The sequence below is a fragment of the Paenibacillus sp. ATY16 genome, from assembly GCF_003399985.2.
GTDB lineage: Bacteria > Bacillota > Bacilli > Paenibacillales > Paenibacillaceae > Pristimantibacillus > Pristimantibacillus glycanilyticus.
Map to the genome: position 1 here is coordinate 205,385 of NZ_NMOK02000056.1, position 24,110 is coordinate 229,494.

Annotated in this window: 18 protein-coding genes; 3 read left to right on the forward strand and 15 right to left on the reverse strand. The window is 50.2% G+C overall.

Annotated features, from left to right (window positions below; translation table 11 throughout):
- Positions 1-51: 51 nt before the first annotated feature.
- The 5 genes from CFI03_RS30415 to CFI03_RS30435 all read right to left on the reverse strand — a co-directional run bounded on the left by CFI03_RS30415 (position 52) and on the right by CFI03_RS30435 (position 5,697).
- Positions 52-819 (reverse strand): sugar phosphate isomerase/epimerase family protein, encoded by a 768-nt coding sequence (locus CFI03_RS30415; RefSeq protein WP_248762792.1) that lies wholly within the window; start codon positions 817-819, stop codon positions 52-54.
- Positions 820-854: 35 nt separating this feature from the next.
- Positions 855-2,510, reverse strand: coding sequence for an extracellular solute-binding protein (locus CFI03_RS30420; protein WP_248762793.1), 1,656 nt, complete (start codon positions 2,508-2,510; stop codon positions 855-857).
- Between the two features lie 95 nt (positions 2,511-2,605).
- Entirely contained in the window at positions 2,606-3,502 is an 897-nt protein-coding gene (locus tag CFI03_RS30425) for a carbohydrate ABC transporter permease (protein ID WP_248762794.1), read from the reverse strand.
- Between the two features lie 13 nt (positions 3,503-3,515).
- The gene (locus tag CFI03_RS30430; RefSeq protein WP_127490616.1) at positions 3,516-4,430 is read right to left on the reverse strand and encodes an ABC transporter permease; all 915 of its coding nucleotides are present in this window, start codon (positions 4,428-4,430) and stop codon (positions 3,516-3,518) included.
- 397 nt (positions 4,431-4,827) lie between these two features.
- Positions 4,828-5,697, reverse strand: a complete 870-nt coding sequence (locus CFI03_RS30435) for a helix-turn-helix domain-containing protein (RefSeq protein ID WP_248762795.1) — start codon at positions 5,695-5,697, stop codon at positions 4,828-4,830.
- Positions 5,698-5,841: 144 nt separating this feature from the next.
- Between CFI03_RS30435 and CFI03_RS30440 the strand changes: the two genes are divergently transcribed.
- Complete coding sequence (locus CFI03_RS30440) at positions 5,842-6,807, forward strand: MTP-1 family protein (protein ID WP_248762796.1); 966 nt, start codon at positions 5,842-5,844, stop codon at positions 6,805-6,807.
- 48 nt (positions 6,808-6,855) lie between these two features.
- Here CFI03_RS30440 and CFI03_RS30445 read toward each other — a convergent pair whose 3' ends face one another.
- From CFI03_RS30445 to CFI03_RS30460, 4 genes are read right to left on the reverse strand one after another with little or no spacing between them, the layout of a single operon-like run.
- A complete protein-coding gene (locus tag CFI03_RS30445; RefSeq protein ID WP_248762797.1) occupies positions 6,856-7,518 on the reverse strand; it encodes an SGNH/GDSL hydrolase family protein in 663 nt (220 codons plus the stop codon).
- Positions 7,519-7,533: 15 nt separating this feature from the next.
- Complete coding sequence (locus CFI03_RS30450; RefSeq protein WP_248762798.1) at positions 7,534-10,572, reverse strand: alpha-mannosidase; 3,039 nt, start codon at positions 10,570-10,572, stop codon at positions 7,534-7,536.
- Positions 10,538-13,150 (reverse strand): glycoside hydrolase family 38 N-terminal domain-containing protein, encoded by a 2,613-nt coding sequence (locus tag CFI03_RS30455; RefSeq protein WP_248762799.1) that lies wholly within the window; start codon positions 13,148-13,150, stop codon positions 10,538-10,540. Before CFI03_RS30455 ends, CFI03_RS30450 begins: the two co-directional genes overlap by 35 nt.
- A gap of 19 nt (positions 13,151-13,169) precedes the next feature.
- A complete protein-coding gene (locus tag CFI03_RS30460; RefSeq protein WP_248762801.1) occupies positions 13,170-14,087 on the reverse strand; it encodes a glycoside hydrolase family 43 protein in 918 nt (305 codons plus the stop codon).
- A gap of 435 nt (positions 14,088-14,522) precedes the next feature.
- Here CFI03_RS30460 and CFI03_RS30465 point away from each other — a divergent pair, with 435 nt between their 5' ends.
- The gene (locus CFI03_RS30465) at positions 14,523-15,599 is read left to right on the forward strand and encodes a GntR family transcriptional regulator (RefSeq protein WP_248762803.1); all 1,077 of its coding nucleotides are present in this window, start codon (positions 14,523-14,525) and stop codon (positions 15,597-15,599) included.
- A 154-nt stretch (positions 15,600-15,753) separates the two neighbouring features.
- The gene (locus tag CFI03_RS30470) at positions 15,754-16,287 is read left to right on the forward strand and encodes a hypothetical protein (protein WP_127490624.1); all 534 of its coding nucleotides are present in this window, start codon (positions 15,754-15,756) and stop codon (positions 16,285-16,287) included.
- Here CFI03_RS30470 and CFI03_RS30475 read toward each other — a convergent pair.
- The 6 genes from CFI03_RS30475 to CFI03_RS30500 all read right to left on the reverse strand — a co-directional run bounded on the left by CFI03_RS30475 (position 16,274) and on the right by CFI03_RS30500 (position 24,008).
- The gene (locus CFI03_RS30475; RefSeq protein WP_248762804.1) at positions 16,274-17,461 is read right to left on the reverse strand and encodes a Ger(x)C family spore germination protein; all 1,188 of its coding nucleotides are present in this window, start codon (positions 17,459-17,461) and stop codon (positions 16,274-16,276) included. The two genes, CFI03_RS30470 and CFI03_RS30475, sit on opposite strands and share 14 nt — an antisense overlap.
- Complete coding sequence (locus tag CFI03_RS30480) at positions 17,448-18,572, reverse strand: GerAB/ArcD/ProY family transporter (protein ID WP_248762805.1); 1,125 nt, start codon at positions 18,570-18,572, stop codon at positions 17,448-17,450. The genes CFI03_RS30475 and CFI03_RS30480 overlap by 14 nt, the downstream gene beginning before the upstream one ends.
- A gap of 14 nt (positions 18,573-18,586) precedes the next feature.
- Positions 18,587-20,197, reverse strand: a complete 1,611-nt coding sequence (locus CFI03_RS30485; RefSeq protein WP_248762806.1) for a spore germination protein — start codon at positions 20,195-20,197, stop codon at positions 18,587-18,589.
- 198 nt (positions 20,198-20,395) lie between these two features.
- Positions 20,396-21,088: an L-ribulose-5-phosphate 4-epimerase gene (araD, locus tag CFI03_RS30490; RefSeq protein WP_127490761.1), complete on the reverse strand. Its 693-nt coding sequence runs from the start codon at positions 21,086-21,088 to the stop codon at positions 20,396-20,398.
- Positions 21,089-21,185: 97 nt separating this feature from the next.
- On the reverse strand, positions 21,186-22,283 hold the full coding sequence (locus tag CFI03_RS30495; protein WP_248762807.1) for a GntR family transcriptional regulator: 1,098 nt from the start codon (positions 22,281-22,283) through the stop codon (positions 21,186-21,188).
- A gap of 126 nt (positions 22,284-22,409) precedes the next feature.
- Positions 22,410-24,008, reverse strand: coding sequence for a xylulokinase (locus tag CFI03_RS30500; RefSeq protein WP_248762810.1), 1,599 nt, complete (start codon positions 24,006-24,008; stop codon positions 22,410-22,412).
- Positions 24,009-24,110 lie beyond the last annotated feature (102 nt).

A 24,110-nucleotide genomic window follows, 5' to 3' on the forward strand; every position in this document is an offset into this window, starting at 1 on the left:
CATGCTGAACGCAAACTGCTCCTATACGATCTAAGATGAAATCATGCAAGTTTAAAGGCCGTTCTTTCGGAAAAATTCAAGACTGATCTTCGCGCTCTCCAATGAGGAGGAAGGGAAAACTTCCTGTTCGACGAAAATGTACTGAATTCCGGCTTCCTCGGCAATCGGCAATACGCTCTTCAGATCAACGGAGCCTTTGCCTACCTCGGTATCCGTATGCCCCTCCACGAAATCCTTGAAGTGAACGAGCGGGACGCGTCCGCTGTATTTCTGCACGTAATCAACGGGCTTGTAACCAGCCACATGAACCCAGCCGAGGTCAAATTCCGCTACGAGATACCGCGCCGGAACAAGCTCCAGCAGATGATCCATAACCGGTTTGCTGTTGACCAATTGAAACTCGAAAGCGTGATTATGGTAACCAAAGGTCATTCCCGCCTCGGTTACTTTTCTTCCTGCTTCTTCAAGAATGCCCGCCAGCTTTCGGACATCTTCCCATTCGGGATTCTCGGGCAGCGGAGCCCACGGCGCAACCATGTATTGCAGACCAAGCTCCTTCGCGTATTCGATCTGCTTATCGAGCTCCGCGGAACGGACAGCGGCATCCTCGGAAAAATTCAACCCGATATGAGCCGATGGCGCCTGCAAATCAAGTTCGGCAAGAAGCGCCTTGACCTCCTTGGCCGGAGTGTTGAAAAATCCCGCAAACTCTACCGCTTTGTAGCCTAGCTGCGCCGCTTGGCGGATAGTACCGAGAAAATCCCGCTCCGTTAAATCGCGCAAGGTATATAATTGAAGCCCCACAACCGGTTTAGCCACAATCGATCACTCCATTCCGTGCTTAATAACATTCCTTACTTCGTTGCGCGTTGCGCGGCATCGTTGTAAATTTGCAGCACTTTATCGATATCGCCCATTTTCTTCAGCTTGTCGATGAATTTGGACCAATCGTCGAATTTGTTTTTGCCGGAAACGAATTTTGCTTGTTCTTCGGTAACAAAGGTTTTAACCGGGTTCATGATTTCGGAAATTTTCTGGCTTTCGTCTTGCGTAAATTGAATGCTTGGCTCGCTGTACGACGATGGCACATAGTCATTCTGCGGCATCGGCAGACTTCTTAAGTACGGCGATTTCTCGATCGGAACCTCTTCGTATTTGCCGTTAAAGTAGGTGTAATCCGTGGCGGCAAAGTCTACGAATGCTTTGGAATCGTTAACCATTTGCAAGCCGGGGTTATAGTTCTTGCTCGCCCGGATTCCGTATTTGTCGCCAACCAGCCATGGATCCGGCGCATTTTTAAATTCATCCGTAAAGGTCTGCACGCCGTCCGCCCCAACCGTATACGTGGTTCCTTCGATTCCCCAGGTAATCAGGTTCATCATTTTGTCCGTGTATTGATAATCAATGAATTTGATCAGATCTTCCGCCACTTTCGTTTTGGCATTAATACAGAACTGGGCCCAGCCCAAATCAGGCGTATTGCCGTTTGCGACCTCTTGCCACGACGTTCCGTAATCCGGGTTATTCGGATAGAGCGTAACCGCGAATATTTTCCCGTCATTAAGCGTTCTGGTATATTCGGCCGGAGTCGTGAACCATTGCGTCAGCCACATGAAGTTGTCGCCGTTTAATGCTTTGCGTTTCAACGTATCGTCCGTATCGATGGTATACTCCGGATCCAGCAGCTTCTCGGCATACAGCTTGTTCGCGAACTGGAGGGCATCCCTGTATCCGTCCTCGAGAACGCCGTACACGTATTTGCTGCCGTTCCAATAGATATCATCCTTCACATGGTCGGCTGCGAACAAGGAACGCAAGCTGTTCCATCTTGTTGCGATCGGATATTTATCCGGGTACAGCTCCTTCAGCTTCTTGGCTGCCTGATAGACGTCATCCCAGGTCTCGGGAATCTTGATATTGTTCTGCTGGAAAATATCATAACGGTACGAGGACGTATTCTGGATCAGCATGCCTTTATCGGCGGGGAACCTTGGCGTTGACGTTTCTTTGAAGGTATACATCTTGCCTTCGGCGTTGGTTACGCGAGTCAACCCGTTCTTCACCTTGCTCAAATAATTCATATAGTTGGGCATCAGGTCTTTATATTGGCTTAGCTCCAGAATCTGGCCCTGCTCCGCCATTTCGGTTGTGTCGTAGAACAATGGAGTAACGAAGAAATCCGGCAAATCATTGCTCGCAATCATGAGTTTCAGCTTCTCGTCATACTCGGAAGAAGGAATGTAATTGAAATCAATGTTGACCTTTCTGCCCATGTAGGCTTCCATTTCCTTCTGCCATTCTTTCCCCATCATGCTATTGGCGTTATCAACCCCATTGGATGGCAGCGCTACCGAGAAGCTTAATGGCTTGCTATCCGTTTTGCCCGTCCCCGTATTCGTGCTGGAAGTCTCGTTTGGCGCATTGTTTGTATTGTTGTTTGTACAGCCTGTTACTGCCAGTGCCAACGCGGAAGCCAAAAGCAAAGACATCGTTTTTGTCTTTCTTTTCATAGAAACCCCTCCTGGTAAATAATTGGTTTACAGCATGTCATTAGGCTTGCGGATTGCTTGCCGCCCCTTCACCTCCCAAGCAGGATTCCCGCTCTCTACCCTTTAATGGAGCCTACAAGTACCCCTTTTGTGAAATGCTTTTGGAAAAAAGGATAGATGCACATAATCGGGAACATCGTGATGATGATGACGCTCATGCGTACCGCCTGCGGATCGAGCGAATCTCCCGGCTGATTGATCGCGACGTTGCCGGCGCCGACTCTTCCCGCAATGGCATTGGTATCCAGGGTAAACAGATAGTTTCTTAACACCATCTGCAGCGGATATTTATCCTGGTCCTGCAAGTAGACCAATGCTTCAAACCAGCTGTTCCAGCTCCCCACTAGCCCAAACAAAGCGAAGGTTGCGAGCAATGCCTTTGATAAAGGCAATACAATTTTGAACAAAACGACAAGATCGTTGGCCCCGTCTATTAAGGCAGACTCTTTTAACTCCGCCGGTATATTATGAAAGAAGGTTCGAAACAGAAAGACGTTATAAGCACCGATAGCCCCCGGAAGAATCATGACCCACAGCGTATCCAGCATGTGCATGCTGCGCATTAGCAAATAGGTGGGAATCAAGCCGCCGCCGAAAAACATCGTAATCATCAGAAAGATGGTAAGAAACTTCTTCCCGACAAAGGTCTGTACGGTAAGGGGATACGCCATCAACGAGGTAAACAGCAGCATCAGCCCCGTAGAACCTACCGCATAAATAATAGAGTTCAGATAACCTTTGAAGATAAATGGATCTTTAAAAACGGTCGTATAAGCTTCGACGTTGAAGCCCTTCGGCCAGACCGACACGCTTCCCGACGAGATATAACGGGCACTGCTCACGGAAGTCGCGATAATGTTCAGAATCGGATACAGGATGGCGATCATAATCAACAGCATGACAAAAATGTTGACCGCGTCAAACGTTCTGGAACCCAAGCTCACCTTTTTCATTGCTTACCCTCTCCTAGAACAAACTTGTATCCGACACTTTGCGGCTGATCCAGTTGGTCAGATACAGAATAACGAAGGATATGACGGACATGAACAAGCCGATTGCCGTTGTATACTCGTATTGCGCTCCCAGTATCCCTTGACGGTACACGTAGGAGCCGATAACGTCCGCCACGCTGTAGGTTTCGGGCGAATAGAGCAATATAATTTTCTGAAAGTCAGACCCGAGTATTCCGCCAACGGCGAATATGAGCAATATAACCGTTGTGGATCTTAATGATGGCCAGGTAATATGTACGATTTTTTTCCACCGGTTGGCCCCGTCCACTTCCGCTACGTCATACAAGGTAGGATCTATGGCGCTTAATGCGGCCAGATAGATGATGGTCCCGAAGCCTACCCCTTGCCAGATCCCCGAGGAGATAAAGATGGTTCTGAAATACCCAGGCTCCAGGAGAAACATCACCGGCGATCCGCCGAAGAAGGAAATGATATCGTTGAAAAGTCCGTCCCTAGCCGTAAATTCCTTGATCATGCCGGCGACAATGACAACCGAGATGAAGTGGGGAAAATACGAAACGGTTTGCACGATTTTTTTGAACCTCTTGTTCCGGAGCTCGTTAAACAGCAAGGCGAGAATGATAGGCGCGGGAAAGGACCAGAACAACGTGTATACGCCTAGCAGCAAAGTGTTTTTTAATACCCGGAACGCAAGCGGATCATGGAAGAACGTATTAAAGTATTTAAAGCCCACCCACGGGCTGTCCATAATTCCTTTGACCACGCTGTATTTTTTGAATGCAATCAGAATGCCGTACATCGGAAAGTAGTTAAAGACGAGAACCGTTAGAAAACCCGGCAAAACCATCAAATACAAATAACGATGTCTATTAATCCGCGACCACAAGCTTTTATTGGTTGTTTCCAAAAAAACACCCCTTCAACAGCCATTTTCAAATTAGTATACCAACTAACTCCTGCCGCTATCTAACATCTGGAAAAGGCAGGTAAATACATTAATTGAAAGCGCATTCATTTTTGAGCCTATTCAAGAACGCTTCCTTTCCCGTCTTTAAGGGATAGCGAACTAACCGCATAGCATTCCTAGATAGGAGCAGTGCCACAAAGGAAACGGAATTATAGGGAACGGCTTACCTCCCCCCTTCAACCTTGTTATACTATGTTAAAATTAACACATACTTTTTGGAACGTCAATACAGTTTTACTCCTACATTTTTCTAATTTTTTAGAGGAACTTCGTATAAGTTAGTATGCAAACTGTGTCAAATAGGCGTAAAGCCCGTTTCGTTTAACGAATAAGACTCTTAGCCCTCGCAGGTTACGCGCACGGCAGCCGGACTGTCGAATTGACGGAACCGGTAAGGCGTCATCCCATGCTTCCTCTTAAACAGTTCATAGAAATAGCTGACATTCTCGAGGCCGGTCTCGAGACTAATATCCAAGATGTCCATATCCGTATTAAGCAGCAAATTTTCCGCGTAAGACAGTCTCAAATCGTTAATAAACCGGGTTGGCGAAATTTTCAGCTGCTGTTTGAACACCCTGCATAAATAAGCATGGGATTTCCCCGATAATTGAACCAGCGCGGAGGTCCCCTTCGTAAAATGCTCCTTATTCCGCATCTCCTGGCAAAGCTTCCGGAACCAGTCCGGCTGGCCGTACGGAGCAGCCTTATCCGCCGTAATCCGGATGTAACGGGAAAAGAGATCCGTCAGCAGCGCTCTCACCTCCGCTTTGACAGCAAGCTTCCGGTTAATCGGAGTTAAGTTAATTTGATCCAGCCGGTAACGCACGTATTCCTTTTCCGTCTTGGACAGCATGAGCGTAGGAGGCAATTCCGGCTCGAACAGCTTCCCGCTCGGAAATCCCGCCCCCAGAAAAGCAAACAGTTCGTCAATAACTTCTTTATAGAACGAGAGATTAATAAATTGGCAGTCCCCCTCGCTTGTCTGCTCATAGCAATGAACATCCCGGTCGCGGATAAAGACAAGCGTATTTTCCCGCAGCAGCTGCCGGGTGCCGTTAACCTTATGCACGACGCTTCCCTGCAGGATAAGAAACAGTTCAAAGAAATCATGCGTATGCAAGCCGATCGTATCGCGTACCGATGTGATGAGCCGATAGTGCGCCTGAATATCCGGGTCGATACCGTCGGCAGCAAGAAGCTTTAACATGGCGGTCAGCCCCTTTTCTGTTCTTTTGCATCCGAAAAAAGCCAGGTCAAAATACCATAATCCATACGAAGGATAGGCAAGATTTATAGTCTCCTATCCTTTACGATTAGGCTGTCAGCAACCATAGAGAGGAGAACGCGAGTCATGCATTTACTTGAACAGCGCCGTCTATTCGAAGACAACAAACAAATTTACGAGAGTGCCAAGCTTATCTTCCGGGGCATTGACGGCTTCGACGTGTATAACCCCTCCATTCCGTTTGAATGGCAGGGCAAGCGCTATATCTACGGTCGCGTGGAAAAACGGCAGGAATGGGCGCGTTCCTGGGTCAGACTGTTCGAACAGAGCGGTCCGGATGAATGGACGCTAGTACCGGATACCATGATCTATCAGATGGAAGACCCTTATGTCAGCATCGTAAATGAGCAGCTTGTACTGGGCGGAACTCATGTCCGTTATAACCAAGGGCGGCTGGATACCTTCTACGGTTATTTCTACAAAGGGACGGATGTTCACGATCTTCTCTACTTCACGACAGGGCCCGACTATATGAAGGATATCCGTCTCGTACAGCTCTCAGGCAGCAAAATTGGCGTATTTTCCAGACCGCGAAGCGAGGAGGTACGTCAAAAATACGGGAGTGAATCCCTCATTGGCTTTACGGTAATCAACAGCCTGGATGAGTTGTCGCCCGCGGTTATAGAGAATGCGCCTCATATCCCCGGATTATTCCAAAAGGACGAGTGGGGCGGCTGCAATCAAGCTTATCTGCTGGAGAGCGGCAGGATCGGCGTAATCGGGCATATTTGCTATAAGTCCGCCGATAGCCGCAATCAGGAGATCTGGACGTATATGAATATGTCCTTTGTGCTCGATCCGCAGACCAATCAGTTTACCGATCTGAAAATTATCGGCACCCGCCCTTGCTACCCGGAGGGGCCAGCCAAGAAGCCTAATCTGACCGATTGCGCCTTTACGGCGGGCATCGAAATGCGCCCTGACGGCAAGGTCAATCTATACAGCGGAATCGGCGATACGGAGTCCGGCCGCATTGTCATCGATTACCCGTTTGAACGCGAGGGTGCGATCGTAAACTTCCGAATCAGATAAGAACAACTAAAGGCGCCTTGGGGAGCTCTCCCCGAGGCGCCATATTTGTCAGCCCTTCATCCGCTCCCATTCAAAGCCAAGCTCTTGAAGCAAGGCCCGCGCAATAATCATATGGCCGGACAAGCCCGGATGCACCCGGTCGGAAGCGATGGCGGTAGGATGCACGTATTCGAACTGCGGGGCAAACGCCGCTTGGATATCGATGAAGCCGGCGCCCGTTCTCTCCGCCACTCTTCTTGCAGCCTGGCCGTATTCATCCATCCGTTTGCGCATCCGGTCCTCCGGATTAGGCTCCAGATAGAAAGGCGTCATGATGACAGCCCCCTGTACCTCCGGCTGCGCAGACTTCACCAATTCCTCCAGCGTCTGCTCATATTCCTCGAGCAGCACATGCGATTCGGGAATATTGGGTTGATCGAAATATCGCCATACGTCATTGATGCCGATCATAACCGTCAGCCAGTCCGGCTTCAAATCAAGCACGTCCGTTTGCCATCTGCTTTTCAAATCCCTTACGGTATTGCCGCCAATGCCCATATTGGTTACTCGGACCGACAGTTCCGGATAGGCGGTCTGCAGCAAGGCGTCCACAAGCGCGACATAGCCTTTGCCGACGCCTTGGAACAGCCCTTCCCCATGCGGGAATTTACGCTCGCAATCGGTAATCGAGTCACCGATCATAACCAGTCTTTGCCCTTGCTCAAGCTTCATAAATACGCTACCTCCTTATTTTTGCGCAAGACGGATGGTCTTGACTTCAAATGGCCGGAAATGCAGGTTAATAAGCTCATCGGCAACCGGCAGCTCCGCTTGGTTAGCTTCCAGCATATCGGTCTCAAACGCGGCGGAATAGGACAACCCGGCGCGGATACCGCAGGAAACGGCGGAACCCGTGCTCTCGTACAGGCGCACAATCCAATCTCCGGACCCGTCTTCGGCCAGCTTGACCGTCTCCGCGAGAACACCCGGCTGATCGATCCGCAAAAGGGATTGCTGATCATGGCGGTCTGCACCGCTCAAGGCGCTAACCGGATAATTAAGCTCGTAAGCCTCCTGGATTACCCGGCTTTCCCTAAAGGCTCCTTCCCAGAACAAGAATCCGTAAGTAAATTCATGCGTTCCTTGATCGGAGGTTTCGTCCGGATAAGACGGCGAGCGAAGAAGCGTCATGCTTAACGTATTGCCCTTGACGGCAATTCCGTATTTGCAGTCGTTCAGCAGCGCAAACCCACGCCCCGTCTCGGCTAGCGCCGTCCATTTATGCTGGCTTACCTCGAACCGGTCCGCATCATGCGGTCTTGAAGCATGATTAGGTCTGCGAACGTAACCGAACTGGATTTCCTGCATCGACTCATTGGCATGCAGCCGGACCGGAAAATCAACGCGCAGCATTTTGTTCTTCTCCTGCCATTCAACCGTCGTTCGGAATTCAACCCTTCGGCTTCCCGCTTCCATTCGGATATCCTGCACAACCGTCGACTGGTTGAGCTTCCGCCGGACGCGAACGTTGGCAAAAAGCGGGCCATTGGCGGTAACCGTTATTTCCGCCTGTTCCTCCAATTCAACCTTGGAAGCCTGGTAACGGCGGTCAATCTCCCACGCGTCAAAGGCAGACGGCTGATCCCGGTACATAGCAAGCGTATTGCAGGAATCGGCTGCCCACTCTACGCCCGTCTGCTTGTCTACGATACTGGTGATTTCTCCCGTGCCGTTTAAGGCTATCGCCATAAATTCATTTTCCATGCGCGAAGTTGTGGCAGACACCGCTGAATGGGTAAGCGCGGGTTCTGTTTGCTCCTTCCCGACGGCAGTGTAAGCCGCCCATCCCAAGGATGGCGTCTCAAGCCGGGCATAACCAACCCCGTCCTGCCATTGCACGGGTACCGGTTGACCGGAACGGTCCGCAACCGCCGCAACCCCCGCGGGCAACGCAATCAGCTCGCTTCGATTCCAGGACAGAGGATTAAATACGGTAACCCCTTCCCGCTCAGACTCTACAAGCGTTGCTTTGGCCTCGTCGGCCATTTCGCAAATCGTCTCATACAGCTTGGTCAGCTCCGCCTGCGCTTCTTCGTGAACCCGGTGAATGGAAGTTCCCGGCAAAATGTCATGGAAGTGATGCAGCAGAAGCTGCTTCCACAAGCCATCCATCTTTTCATAGGGATACGGCTTCGTCCGGAGGCGCTGTGCGGCAGCGGCCCAAAGCTCGTATTCGCGGAATCCGATCTCCGTCTTCCGGTTCAACCGCTTCAGCTTCGCTTGCGTCGTATAGGTTCCGCGATGCGCCGGGTAATACAGCTCGCCTACATATCTCGCATCCGGAATGCCTCTTGCTTGCTGGTCTTCGAAATAATCGATCGGCGAGCTTTGTCTTGTCCGCGGTACGCCTTCCAGATTGTCGAGCCTGCGCAGAAACTCGAGATCATCCCGGTTCGCGCCGCCCCCGCCGTCTCCATGCCCGTATTGGACAAGCCGGGTTGCAATGCCGTCCTTTTGCACCCGGTCGTTCCACTGCCCAATCAGAAATGACGGATTTACCCGGATCGGGAAATCGCCGTAATCCAGAAGATGCGTCAGAATCTCCGATCCGTCGATTCCTTCCCATATAAACGTGTTGTACGGGAACGGATCAACGGCATTCTCGTAAGTCTGGAACATTTTGACGGAAGCAAAATAACGAATCCCGCAGCCCTTCATAATTTGCGGCATATTGCCGGAATAACCAAACACATCGGGCAGCCACAGCATCTCGTTGCCCTTGCCGAACTCCTCCATGAAGAACCGTTTGCCGTGAAGGAACTGGCGGATCAGGCTCTCCCCGCCTGCCAGATTCGTATCCGATTCGACCCACATGCCGCCTTCCGGGATGATTCGCCCTTCCGCCACTCTCTGCTTGATGCGGGAATAGAGCTCCGGATAAAGCTCCTTCACGATCCGGAATAAATACGGCTGGCTTTGGGTGTACGTATATTCCGGATATTCGTCCATTAACGCAAGCTGATTGGACATCGTGCGGGCGATTTTCCGCTTCGTCTCCTCTATGGGCCACAGCCAGGCAATATCAAGATGGGACTGGCCCATCAAATACAGCAGCGGAGAAGTGGATCCGTTTACGCAAGCGAGAAGCGGCTCCATCATTTTGCGGCAGCCGTTAACGTTCTCCATCAGCTCCAGGTCCCGAAGCCCGAGATCAAGGACGGCAATGACATCCGTTAGACAACGGTTAATTTCGGCTGCCCGAAGGGAGTTCGCATCCGTATTCTGAAGAACCTGCCACAAGCATTCCAGATCGATAAAGAATTGATAAACTTCCTCCTCGAACCGGCACAAATACGATTCGCCGAATACCGGCTGATGACCAGAGTGGCCGGCATAAGCTTCGGCGGCAAGCTCGAAGCGCTCCCCTTCGCGAGCAAGACGGGTTATGGTCACATCATGATGCTGCAAATCGAGCGCACCGCTTACAATCCCGTTCACGTACAAAGTTGCTTCGGAACCAAAGTCCGCGAGCACAACCAGCCGCTTGCCTTCCGTCCCAACAGGCGCAACAAAGCTGCTGCGAAGCCAAGCATACATCCAACTGCTCCCCCATCGGTCCCCGGCGTTTATCGGCTCGAAAGACTGGGAACTGATATCGGAATAAGAAAGACGTTCTCCGGTAACAAAGTGCGTAAATTCAACGATTGATAATTTCTTATAAATAAAGTCCCGCTTAACCCTCAGCAGCTTCTCAATCTGATACTGAATTTCTTTTCTCGTATTCAATTCCAGTTTCACATCCCATGGTTTCGTCTTTGTTGTAACGAATATCGGAAATCCGAAGCGTAGCTAGACCATGACGGGGCAATGTCATTCCGACTTCGGAACCGCCGTTAGGCAATTGGCCATGCTGCAATCTTTCCTTGTGCTTGCCGTCAAGCTCAACGGCCGAAATGCCGCTCGATTCCGCCTTGATAAGAAACGAGAAAGCAGAGTCTTCCGTTCCCGAATTGTACAGCCTGACAAGCAAGTCTTCTCCGTCGCGCTGCAAGGAGATGATTTCAATAGAGGGCACCGACACTTGCAGCAAGGACAGCGATTTCGGCGTACGATTGGACCAGCGCATAAGCATCGGCTGCAGAGGCTGCGTCCAACGTTCGGACTCTTGCGCAATTCCGGCACGATCCCAACGATCTTCATGAGGCAGAATCGCATACCGCATCTCCTGCGCATCCCGAAGCGGACGTTTCCCCCACCAGAAACCGCCTTCCGCGCCCCAGCCCAGCGTTAACGCGAGCGGGTCATGATCGCCATGCGAATAATCCGTCGTATGATCGGAGAATATGGCTAGTCCGCGATTGCTCTGCTCATCGTAAATATCCACCCAGTTCAGGATGATATTGTGTTTAATCTCATCCCAACGTTCATACCGCGTATCCGAATGGCGGCTTTCGGTTACGTCAAAGGCGGAATTCTTATACAGCTTTCCCTCGCCAAAAGCAGCCGGAAAACGCGCCTGCAGCTTATAGCGGGTATTATGATGGGACTTCCGCCGCTCGGTACTGCGGTTCTCCGGCGCCATTTCCCAAGGGTCGCCAATCCATGTGTCTCTCTCGTAGAGGAAACGCGCATGGAAATCGATCCTGCGCAGGCCTTTGGCTGCCGATAAAGTCATAACAAAGCCGGTACCCGCAAATTGGCCATTCATCTCGACGGTGACCCGAAGCGGACCGTTCTCTACGACTTTCAACGCAACCGGCGATTCCATGCTGCTCGCCCAGCGAGCTTCCTCCATTAAATAACCGGTTAACTCATTAAACGGGTTGCCAGGAGCGATCAGCGGCCGGTTATTCGTCAAGTCGTATAGCTCCGTAATTACTCCGCCGCGCTTGGTATCGATTCCGATCCGGTACAAATCGGTCGTCAGGATGGCATAATCGTCATGGATTTGAACAGACGCAGCATTTTCCTCTTGCTGCTTGCCGGCAGCTTCCGCGTCCTCCCGCTTCACGTATTCAAGCCTATAATCCCGATAACCCATGGCAGGCGTCTCCGCCTCAAAAAGCAGCTTGCCGGCAAAAACGCTGCCGTCCTCCTGAGATACTCTTGTCGGAACCAGCTGGCTGGGAACGACCCTTCCATCGGCGTCCAAGACCCGAATCAAAGCGGTTCCTCCGGCTCCCGGAACCTCGATCTCGGTTAGTTCTTTGCGGGCAATGCCCGAAGTATTAAATACACGGACGCCATACGTTTGAGGCTCAATTTCGTCTTGCGGTTCCTGAACCATGCCGCTCATCGCCCGGAAACGGATATCGCCAGCAATCTCCTCCGCCAGCCAGCTTTGCGTTCCTGCCTGCCATGCCCACTTCTCCCGTCCGGTTCTTGTTGTGGCACAGATCCAGGCATCATGATGCTGGGACAGCAGGAGCTGATCCCAAGCCTCGCGCAGCTTCTCCTTCGGATAAGCGAAATTCCCCGTCACGCTTGAGAGGGAAGCCAGCTTCTCCGCCGATACAACCGCCTGCTCCGCAGCCCGGACCTCACGCGACATCCGCTGAAGCGTCCCTTCTCCCCACGGCAGCGTGCAGCGGATATCCTCTTGGGTGAAATACCAGGCTTCCGCCGGTTTGGCGGCAATCTCCTCTATGTATTCGCGCCAGGTCGTATATTGAATGTAGTCCTCATTCAGCCACGGCCTGGCCATCCAGCCCAGATCCTGAAGGAAGCTGCCTGCCGGATGCGCAATCCCGTATGCCTTGCATTTCTCCACGAATTCAGGCTTCATGTAACCCGCTTCCGACTCCCAGCAGTTTAGAAGCTCCTCGCATTCGTATCTTGGCACGCAAGGGATGGACGTCCCGTCCGGGCCAACCCATAGCACCGTTTCGTGATTGATGCCGGAAGCATAGCCGCCCCAGCCCGTTCCCGGATTCTTAAGCACGGCGCGCTTATAGCCAAGCGAACGGAGAATTTGAGGGTAGCTGCTGCTCCAGCAAGGCTCTTGAGAGGCATAGGTATCAACAACAGTCTCGGGAAAATGCTCCCGGATGATTTCTCTGCCGCGTATGAGCTGGCGGATATTGCTTTCGCCGCCAATGACCCAGCCGTAGGGCTGGGCGTAGCTGCCCGCCACCATTTCAACGCGCCCGGCATGGCTTTGCAGATGCTGTTTGATTGCGTCATAGGAACGCGGATCCGTCCGTCGCAGCGCTTCCCAGGAGATCGGTTCGATATCCAGGGAAAGCTTCCAATCCGGATTCTGCTCCAGCCGGCGAATTACATCCGCCCATGACCCTAATGGCATATGGCCTTTGATTCCGCCATGATAGCCGTCTACGAAATAAGCCTTTTTCGATGGATCCATTTGATCACCTGTCCGCAGATTAAAGTTTACGGGCCGCAACACCTTCAAAGCTGATTTTCACGGGACGAATCGTATTATCTTCATTAAAGGTAAGCTTATCGATGCACACCACGCGGTGGTTCGCAGCCGTTTCGGTCAACGGGCGTCTATGGTAAACGATATAATATTCGTCCGTATCCGGGATTTGAAGATATCCGTGATGTCCTGCCCCGGTTGCCACTTCCGGATCCTGCTGCAAGATGGTATCGATTCTCTCGAATGGACCAAGCGGCGATTCCGCAAGCGCGTAAGCTACCCGATAATGAGGGCCGCCCCATCCGCCTTCCGCCCACATGAAGACATACCGGCCGTTCCGCTTGATCATGCACGGGCCTTCCACATAGTCTTTCGGCGTCACTTCCCGGTAGACGGTTCCGTCCTCGAAAGGAAGCAGGCTGATCATATCCTCGCCGAGACGAACGACATTGCAATGTCCCCAGCCTCCGTAGTACAGGTATACCTGACCGTCTTCATCCCGAAAAACATGCGGATCGATAGGCTGCGCGCCATGGTGGAACCGGTCAATTAGAGGTTTGCCGATCGCATCGAGGAACGGTCCCTCCGGCCGGTCAGCAACTCCGACGCCAATGCCTCCAAGCTCATCATTGCTTTGAATATCGTTCGCGGAGAAATAGATATAATATTTTCCGTTGCTCTCGATTGGCGAAGGCGCCCATACCGCTTTATGCGCCCACTGGAAATCCTTCTCGTCCAATACCCGTTCAACCTTGGTCCAGTTGACCAGATCGTCGGAATGGAAGGCATCCAGATAAAGCTGTTCTCCGTAAAGAGCCGAATAAGTCGGATAAATCCAATACCGCCCTTCGAAGATTCTTGCTTCAGGATCGGCATACCAGCCGGGAAATACGGGATTGCCGGATGTTAGGTTATTATTCATGAAAATATTCCTCCTAGTAGATATCCATGTAGTAGGTAAGTATACGAAGAAGCGAGAAACACAGTAGAAGTGTCCTGTATTTCCAGACTTCCTGTCGTTAATTTATAGTACTTTCATTTACCAATCTTTTGATTAAGCGCTTACATAAACCGAATATTAGCTTCTTTATCCTAACCTCCCAACGATTCTTGTCGTTTTCTCATTTAACTTATTATGCTAAGCACGACAAGTTCACACACTATCTTTGAACCTATAGTAATACGAACTCCTAAATTTTTCAAACCTTTTTTGTGTAAATAGGAGCATCTTCCTACTCCGCAAATCAATTCCTGGCCAGTATGCTCGTCATATTTTTTATGCCGTGAAAAGTTAGTATACCAATATAACCTAAGTTAGGTTATAATCAAAGAAATGTTGTTATGAGGTGACTCAATAATGAGTGAAAAAGAGCCAGGACTACCGAAGTACCAAATCGTGAAGGATTACGTGCTCGCGCAAATCGAGAATCAGGAAATTTCCAAGGATGACCGCATCCCAAGCGAATCGGAATTTTCCAAGATGTTAAATGTAAGCTCCATTACGGTTAGAAAGGCGCTATCCGAGCTCGTGAACGAAGGAGTGATTTACCGCGTTCGGGGAAAAGGAAGCTTTGTGGCCGCCGGCCAAACCGCCGTAGCCGAGAAGGCTTCCAATCTCGTTGCCTTTGTTATTTCCGGCGTTGAAATGTACGACAGCTCCTATATGCAGATTATGAAGGGCATTCAATCCTTCCTCGGCAAGCATGACTGCAAATTGATCATTGAATTCGTGGAAAACGATTTCGAACAGGAACGCGAGCTTATTTTACGGTTAATCCAATCCGATATCAGGGGGCTTCTTATTTACTCCTCGGATCCGGTTGCGGCGAAAAGCTATCTGAATGACATTCGGAAGAAATCGATTCCATTCGTTATGCTTGACCGCTCGCCGGCAGGTTATCCGGTTAACGTCGTGACTTGCAACAATCACGACGGCGCCTATGAAGCCGTTGAATATTTAATCCGGAACGGTCATAAGCGGATCGGATTTGCCGCTTACGATTTCCACCTCAGTCCGGAGGTAGACCGTTACAACGGCTATAATAACGCAATGACTAACGCTTCCCTGCCCATTAACAAGAAACTTCTCTATCTGGAGAAGGAACTGGATTACGATACGCTCGCGCGGCAAATTCACGAGGGAGAGATTACGGCCCTCTTTTGCACGAACGACAAACGCGCCCTTGAAGTTCTCGAGCAGCTGACCAGCCGGGGAATCCGGATTCCGGATCAGATTTCGCTAATGGGCTTTGACGATTTCGAAAGCTCCAAGTTCGCCAAGGTCGCTCTAAGTACGGTGAAGCAGTATTTTGACGTGCTGGGTTACGAAAGCGCCAAGCTGCTGCTTGAAATCAGCGAAGGAAATTCCTATGGGAACAAAAAGGTCATGCTGCCTACCAGTCTGATTATCCGGGATACCGTTAGACCGGTCTAACAAAGCAAAAAGACTGTTCTCCGATATGGGAGCAGTCTTTTTTATCGGCAATCAAGCAGACGTGATAAGGTTTAAAAAAAGAACGATCGGTAAATGCTGATCGAATACCCTTAGAATACCCTTACCCCGTACTATATTCATAGGAGATGCGCGCATGGATTTAAGCAATAATCTGCTGGTTAAAAAAGCTTATGCGAGTCCCCAATTAAGACAATACCTCTTCAATAAGGGAACCATGTTCCTTTATTGCGATTACGCGGGCTTCGCCGCGCACAACGCTTACGGCGCTGCTTGTTGTACCGTTTTTAACCGGATGATCGGTTTATCCGCCAAAAAGTTGCCGATCTCCAAGGATTACGGTTCGAACTATGGCGAGGTATTGGCGATTATTTTCAGCCTGGATACCCTGACTGCCGCTTATGCAGAGCTGGAGCAGCCGCCTAAAATCGCCGTCGTATACACCGACTGTATCCGCATCTCCCATTTGCTTGCACAGCCAACCCGCCCGCAAACCCGAAACGCATCCGCAAGAAACGAGCTGTCAGCCGCCTTGGATAGGTTTAATCGCAAATTTCCGGACATTAACCTCCAGATTAAATACATAAGCAAGCATAAGAAAAACAATCACCTGCATCGGCTCGCCCACAACGCCGCGCGGGAGGCGGCGCTGTCATCTATTTTGTCGTAGAGCCAAAATCCGTTATTTGCAGGTCGATATCCAAATTGATTTTCGAAGCGCTAAACGCTTCATCCCAGTTGGACTTGACCTCTTTCCATAATCCCGGCTTCTGAATCCTCACAGCTTGGCAGAACTTGGCTACATCTACCTTATAACGGTTCTGCATGGCGCTCAGCAGATGTTCGATCATGCTTGTCAGCTTGCTCTTGAACAACTTCTCTATCTCTTTCTGGTAGGACCTCAAGGCTGGGTTCCCCTCCATATCCCAATCCTCGCTGATTCTGCCCTTGGTTTCAACATGGACTTGGAAGGTAAGCTGATTGTCTTGATCCGACTCCACCCGGATGCGGGTTTTCATGGCTTTCATCTCGTAAGTGATGGGATTACCTTGCTCGTCGTAGGTTTTGATCGTTCCGCTATCCCCTTGGTTGGTCAGCCAGTCGATGCATTCCACGTCTTCCTGCGTCAAATTCCCGATCCAGCGTCCGGTATCCCCTTTGATAATGCCGGCTCCGGAGAATTCGATATGTTTTTTGGCCTGAATAATATTCTGAAGGATAAAGCTTTGTTTGGAATGCATCATGGCATCCAGATCCGTCAGCAGAACAGCGTCCATAAGCTTGCTTGTCCGGAACTGATTCTTCACCACATCGTTAATATAGAAGGAAGGAACCTCATCGGGCGTTTTTATGGATAAAGCTTGCTGCGCATTGCCCGAGCTTAGAAAGATTTTTACGCTGGGCCGAATATCGTTATCCCGTAGCATAAAGTTGGTCACCTGCTTAATGTTTCTTTCTTGCAGCAGTTGCGAGGAGATCACGATAATTTTCAAGTGATGACCGATAATAGGCTTATTCAAGCGCAGGGAGAATTGGCGAAAAATCTCAAGAATGGAGTCGCCGGTTCCCGAAATATTCATATAGGGCGAAGTCTTACCCTTCACTTCATCCTTTGATCCCGTCTTGAGCGGCACAATTTGAACGGTTACCGTTATTTTGTTCGTTTTGGAATAGCTTCCGCCCTCTTGTTCTAATGCCTTTTCTTCCGGATTCTCATTGCCAGCGTCTAACGCCATGCCCGCATATACAGCGAGGTCTTCGATCTCATTACTGCTCCAACAGCCGGATTGCGTGATCAGAAAGAAAGCAGCAATCAGCAATGCCAGATATTTACGGCTTCTCATGCTGCATCCCGCCTTTTGACCGCATTAGCGCAATGAGAGAGAGACTTACCGGGAACAGAATAAATAAAAGGATACTTAGATATCCGATGTTATCTCCAAGCGAAAACACTTCATTAATGTTCTTGGGAACCATGGTGGCAAGAAAAATAAAGGGCACAAGCGCAAAGATAACCGACTTATAAGGAAGGTTAAACAATTGCGACAGGCCAAGGGAAGAATTATAAAAGAAGCTGCTGTAGTTACAGAACATCTGCATTAGCCAAATCACCATAAGCGGAAATTCGAAACGTTCGAACAGAAATCCGGAAATCTCAAAGCTCCGGATCAGATCGATGGTCGGCCATGTGCTGGTTACAGCCGAATCGACGGACAACCCACCGATCACCATAATAATGGTAATGAAATACAATCCAATCGGAATACCAATTCCGATAAGCATGGCTTTAAAAGCCTGCTTCGGATTTTCCAATTGTGCCACCAACGTCATTACAACCTCGCACCCCGAATAGACAAGAATCGTTGATTTTAACCCCATGATTACCGGAAAGATTTCGTCTCCCAGAACGGGTCTTAGATTATAGAGATGAAATAACCTCAAGCTCAGCAAATAGGAAACAATCAGAATAAACAAGCTGATGGGAAAAACAATCTGACCTACCCGGGCGATTGCATTGATGCCTCCCCGGACCAAATAAGCACCCAGCCAAATAAAAGGAATCGTTATCGCCCATACCGGCGTGCCTTCAAGCAGGTAAAACACCGTCACCTCCGACATCGCGCGAATCTCGAAGCCTGCGATTACAATGTAATACAGAATCAATAACAGGCACCATAAAATGCCGGGATACCGGCCAATCACGATTTGCGTATACTGAAACACAGTCTTCCCGGGAAAGCGCAGACTTAATTTGATCATCAGAACGACGACAAGCATAATAATCAGGCCGCCTAAAAGCACGGAAATCCAGCTGTCCGGCGTTTTCACCGTCTCGCTTACGCTTCTAGGCAATGTCAGGATCCCCGCTCCCAACATCGTGTTGTTTAACACCAGCGCCGCCTGCGAAGACGTAATTTTATCTTCCGGCGAAAGAAATGATTTGGAAGCGGACATAGTTTCCCTCGATTCTACCTGCGTTTGTTTTGCATCGTTTTCATTAACTTTGGTCTCCTCTTCATCAGAAAGATCGGCACGCGCACAAAGAAATCCTTCCAGTCACTCCAGCGGAATGGCGTTAGCGGGGTGAGATAAGGGACACCAAAGCTTTTTAATTTGGATAGGTGACAACAGATCAGCAAGAAGAACAAAATGGTTCCGAACATGCCCAATATCGAGGCGAACAGCATACCCACGAACCGGAGAAGCCGAAGCGTAATCCCGGCACTGTACATCGGAATCGAAAAGGATGAAATCGCCGTGACCGCAACTACGATAACGAGAAAAGGACTTACGATGCCCGCCTTCACGGCCGCCTCTCCAATAACAAGTCCGCCAACGATGCCCATTGCGGGTCCAATCGGCTTGGGCAGCCGAATACCCGCTTCTCTCAATATCTCGATGGAAATCTCCAGAATCATAACCTCGATCAAAGCCGGGAACGGAACGCCCTGCCGCGTCTCAATAATCGTTAAAGCGAGCTCCGTCGGGATTAAACCCGGATGAAACGAAATAAATGAAATATACAAGGATGGCGCCATTAGAGCGATAAAGGCCGCCAGAAAGCGGAGAATACGCAATAAGGAACCGGGCATCCAGCGTTCGAAATAGTCCTCCGGAGACTGCAGGAGCATGCTGAAGGTGACCGGGACGATAAGCGCAAATGGCGTTCCGTCCAGCAAAATCGCGATTCTGCCTTCGAGCAGCGCCGCGATAACCCGGTCGGGTCGCTCCGTGTTTTGGGTTTGCTGAAAAGGACTTAAATAATTATCCTCGATCATTTGTTCGATATAACCGGACTCCGCGGCAAAATCGAGCTTTACTCTCTCAATCCGGTCGATAACCTCGCGGAGTAAATCCGGGTTAACGATTTGATCCAAATAAAGGATAGCCAGCTCCTTCTGAATCGTGTGGCCAACCATAAAGCTTCGGACTTGCAGTTTATCCGTCACGCCTTGCTTTCTCAGCATGGCGGTATTTACGTTTATATCTTCCGTAAAGCCAATACGCGATCCGCGCAGCAGAGATTCGGATACCGGCTCCGTTATATCGCGGGCAGGTCCGCTAGGCGGATTAATCAGGAAGCCTTCATCGCGACCGTCAATCATGAGCGCCAAATAGCCGAATAAAACGGCTTTCGTAAGCTCCTCCATCGTGGAGATCGTATGTGCCGCATTCGTCGGCAATCGCTCAATAATCGGGAGAGGATGATCGGGTTCCGTATCCCGCAGCATCCTCATAATCTCCATCTTTAGCAATTGATCCTCCTGCATGCCCTTAACAAATATAAGAGCTGCACGGACCTTGGCGTCTCCCATCGTCAATTCGCGGATCACAACGTCGCTGTTTATCCCAATCGTGTTCCTGATTTCGTCTATATTGGCATCGTAACTTGCGGAAATGGGATGAGTCGGCTCTTCGTCCGAAGAAGAGTCAGCCCCGCCTGAAGAGACCAGCTTATCATCCGCTAAAGAGGTCAGCGCCTTATAAATCCGGTATATCAATAGGGGAACGACAAGAGTAATTAGCGCCTGGAAAAACACACTCCATCCCGGAATATGGGATTTAATAGAGGATAACATCCTTAATCATTCCTTTGATTACTCTAACTCATTCTTTCGGGAACGCAGACTAGGGCCAATGGCAATGTAAGAATAATATTCCTAATCTGGCTTCAAATATACAGGAGCAGGACTCCCTCAGACCCCATTGACGGTCAGCACAAAAAAAGACAATTCCTTCTGTAACCAGAAGAAAATTGTCTTGGGCTCTCATCTTCGTTATTTGGTCTGGCCGTAATAGGCATTAGCCCCGTGCTTCCGGAGAAAATGCTTGTCGAGCAAAGCCTGATCCATCGGCTGAATGTCCGGATTAAGATTATAAGTATGAAGGGCCATCTTCGCGACTTCTTCCACCACTACCGCATTATGAACGGCTTCATGCGGATCTTTGCCCCAGTTAAACGGCGCATGGCTGTTCACAAGCACGCTTGGAATCATCATGGGATCTTTATCCTTAAACGTTTCGACAATCACGTTCCCGGTCTCGAGCTCATAAGCGCTTTCGATCTCCTCGCGCGTCATGGCGCGGGTAACCGGAATTTCGCCGTAGAAGTAATCGGCATGCGTGGTTCCCAGCGCGGGAATCCCCCGGCCGGCCTGCGCCCAGCTTGTTGCCCAAGGAGAATGCGTATGCACGATTCCGCCAACCTGCGGAAATGCTTTATATAAGACGAGATGGGTTGGAGTATCCGAGGATGGCTTAAGCTCGCCCTCCACCTTATTCCCCTCAAGATCAACAACAACGAGATCCTCGAGCTTCAGCTTATCGTAAGGCACGCCGCTAGGCTTGATGACCACAAGGCCGCTTTCCCGATCGATACCGCTCACATTTCCCCAGGTAAATGTAACAAGACCATACTTGGGCAAATCCAAGTTGGCTTCCAATACCTCTTGCTTTAACCGCTCCAGCATGCTGCTCATCCTTTCGTCGATCCTCATTTTCATTGTCATTATACACTTGTACGTACATGTTTTCTACATTTATTTTAGCTTAACGTACGACTTGTCATTACATCCTGCGGGTAGATTCTCTAATAATCAGACTTGGCTTGTAGGTTTTGGATTCCGGAATCATGGCGCCGCCGCTCTCGATCAGCTCGAACAACAGCCTTGCCGCATCCTCACCCATTTCCGCCTTCGGATGAACAAGCGTTGTCAGCTTCACTTCGGATGCCGTCGCAAGCGGGGAGTCGTCAAATCCAACAATGGATATATCCTGCGGTACGGATAACCCGGCTTGGCGGATAACCTCAAGCAGCTGCAGAGCCAGCTCGTCATTGTAGCAGACAAAAGCCGTTGGCCGTTCCTCTTCGGGAAGGTCCAGAAGTCTTGCCGCTTCGGCAATCGGCTTCTCCGCTTTCTCCTCCGTCCGGTAAGCCACCACAAATTCCGGCTGAAGCAGGCAGCCTTCCTGCTGATGCGCGCGCATGAAGCCTTTCAGGCGCAGCACGCCCTGCTGGTCATCCGTCTTGAAAAATCCGACAATCCGCCGATGCCCCAGCTCGAGCAAATGCTGCGCAGCCGTACTGCCGCCTTCTTCATCGTCAATAACAAGAGAAGGACAGCTGATTTCCGGATATCTGGCGTTTATCATCACGTAAGGAATTCTTCGGTTATTAAGCGCGAGAAAATAAGCGAGATTCGGGTTCCCTTCCGCGCTTTTGGTTGGTTCGATGATCAAGCCGCTAAGCGGCTGGCTGGTTAGCATCGACAGGCTTTCCCGCTCCCTGCCCTTATCGTTGTCCGTGCTGGAGAGCAGCAGCCGGTAGCCTTTGGCGCGAATCGCCGCTTCCGTCCCCCGGACGATATGCGGGAAGATATAATCCGAAATATAAGTCGTTATGAGACCTATCGTCTGAGTTTCCACGCGGCTCTCGCTTTCCCGCGCATCCGCTACGAAAGTCCCCTTTCCCTGCAGGCGGTACAGCCTGCCTTCCTTCTCAAGCTCCCCAAGCGTTTGGCGGACCGTTTGCCGGCTTAGTCCGAACTGTTCGGATATTTCGTTCTCCGACGGCATCTGCTCATTGGGCTGCAGCTTCCCCGTATCCAGCCATACCAATATTTCTTTCTTGAGCTGAATGTATTTCGGCAATGATTTTTCTTTCATGAACTTGCCCCTTTGCTAGCTTGTCTGTACGATTCTGCGATATGAGTATAGATTAACAAATCGGAGCCAGGAAATACTACTCCCGGCTCCAATCGTTCTTTCTATCCGCATGCTCCAGATAACGGCTTATTTCAAATTTTCAACCGCGGCTCTTTCAATGGAAAGTCCCGTCTTATACCGTTTCATAAAGACTTCAAAGCCTTCCACATCCTTCGGATCAGGGGAAACCTGCGAGCCGGCTTTGCCTGCGAATACGTTCTTATTCAAGAAGTCTTCCAGCGTCTCGTTCTCTGCTTTGTTCATCATATAGGAAGCAAGCAGGGCAATCCCCCATGCTCCGCCTTCGCCGGCCGTCTCCATGACGGAGACCGGCACGTTCAGGGCGCCTGCCATAATTTTCTGCCCTACGCCTTCGGTTTTGAACAAGCCGCCATGACCAAGGATCTGGTCAAGCTTAACTTCTTCTTGCTTGAGAAGAATATCCATGCCGATCTTAAGCGCTCCAAGCGCCGTAAACAGATGAACGCGCATGAAATTCGCCAGATTGAAGTTGCTCTCCGAGGAACGGACAAACAATGGACGGCCTTCTTCGAAATGCGTCATGTGCTCGCCCGAGAGGTAACCGTAAGCCAGCAGTCCGCCGCCGTCCGGATCGCCTTGCAGTGCTAGATTGTATAGCGTACCGTACAGCTTGTTGGCGTCAACATCCAGGCCCATAACCTTGGCAAATTCGTCAAACAAGCCCACCCATGCATTCAGATCCGACGAACAGTTATTGGAGTGAGCCATGGCAACCAGATTGCCGGTAGGCGTCGTAACGAGGTCGATTTCATCATAGGCCTTGGACAGCTCCTTCTCCAGAACGACCATCGCAAATACCGAAGTTCCCGCCGACACGTTGCCCGTGCGCTTCGCAATACTGTTCGTTGCAACCATGCCGGTTCCGGCGTCCCCTTCTGCCGGGCAGAACGGAATTCCAGCCTGAAGCTCTCCTGTCGCGTCCAGAAGCTTCGCGCCTTCTTCAGTCAGTACTCCCGCATGTTCGCCCGCAACCAATACTTGAGGCAAAATATCCTCAAGCTTCCAAGGAAGCTCTTTTGCCGCAATCCGCTCATTAAACTGATTAATCATAACCTCGCTAAAGCTTCCCGTATGGATATCAATTGGAAATACGCCGGAAGCTTCGCCTACGCCGAGATTTTTCTGCCCGGTTAATTTCCAATGAATGTAACCTGCCAGCGTCGTCAGGAAATGAATATCGGAAATATGCGCTTCCTGATTCAAAATGGCTTGATACAGATGGGCAATGCTCCAGCGCTGGGGAATATGGAAATCAAACAATTCGCTCAGCTCAGCCGAAGCCTGCTCCGTTATATTATTTCTCCATGTACGGAAAGGAACAAGCTGATTGCCGGCCTGATCAAACACCATGTAGCCATGCATCATCCCGCTAAAACCAATGGCGCCAATGGTCTGCAAAGCCGTGCCATACCGCTCCTTCACATCGTCCGCCATCTTCCGATAGCTGTCTTGAACGCCCTTCCAAATATCCTCCAGGCTGTACGTCCAAATATTATGGAGGTAGCTGTTCTCCCAGTCATGGCTGCCCGATGCAATTGGCGTATTGTCTTCCCCGATGAGAACTGCTTTAATCCGGGTTGAGCCCAGCTCGATTCCAAGTACCGTTTTGCCGTTCTTAATAGCCTCTCTCACATCAAGACTCATGTTTGTTCCTCCGTTTATGAATAATGAATTTGTATGATATCCAGCATATCTAACTTGTCTGTAGACAGTATAACATCATCGCAACTTGTATGTACATGTGAA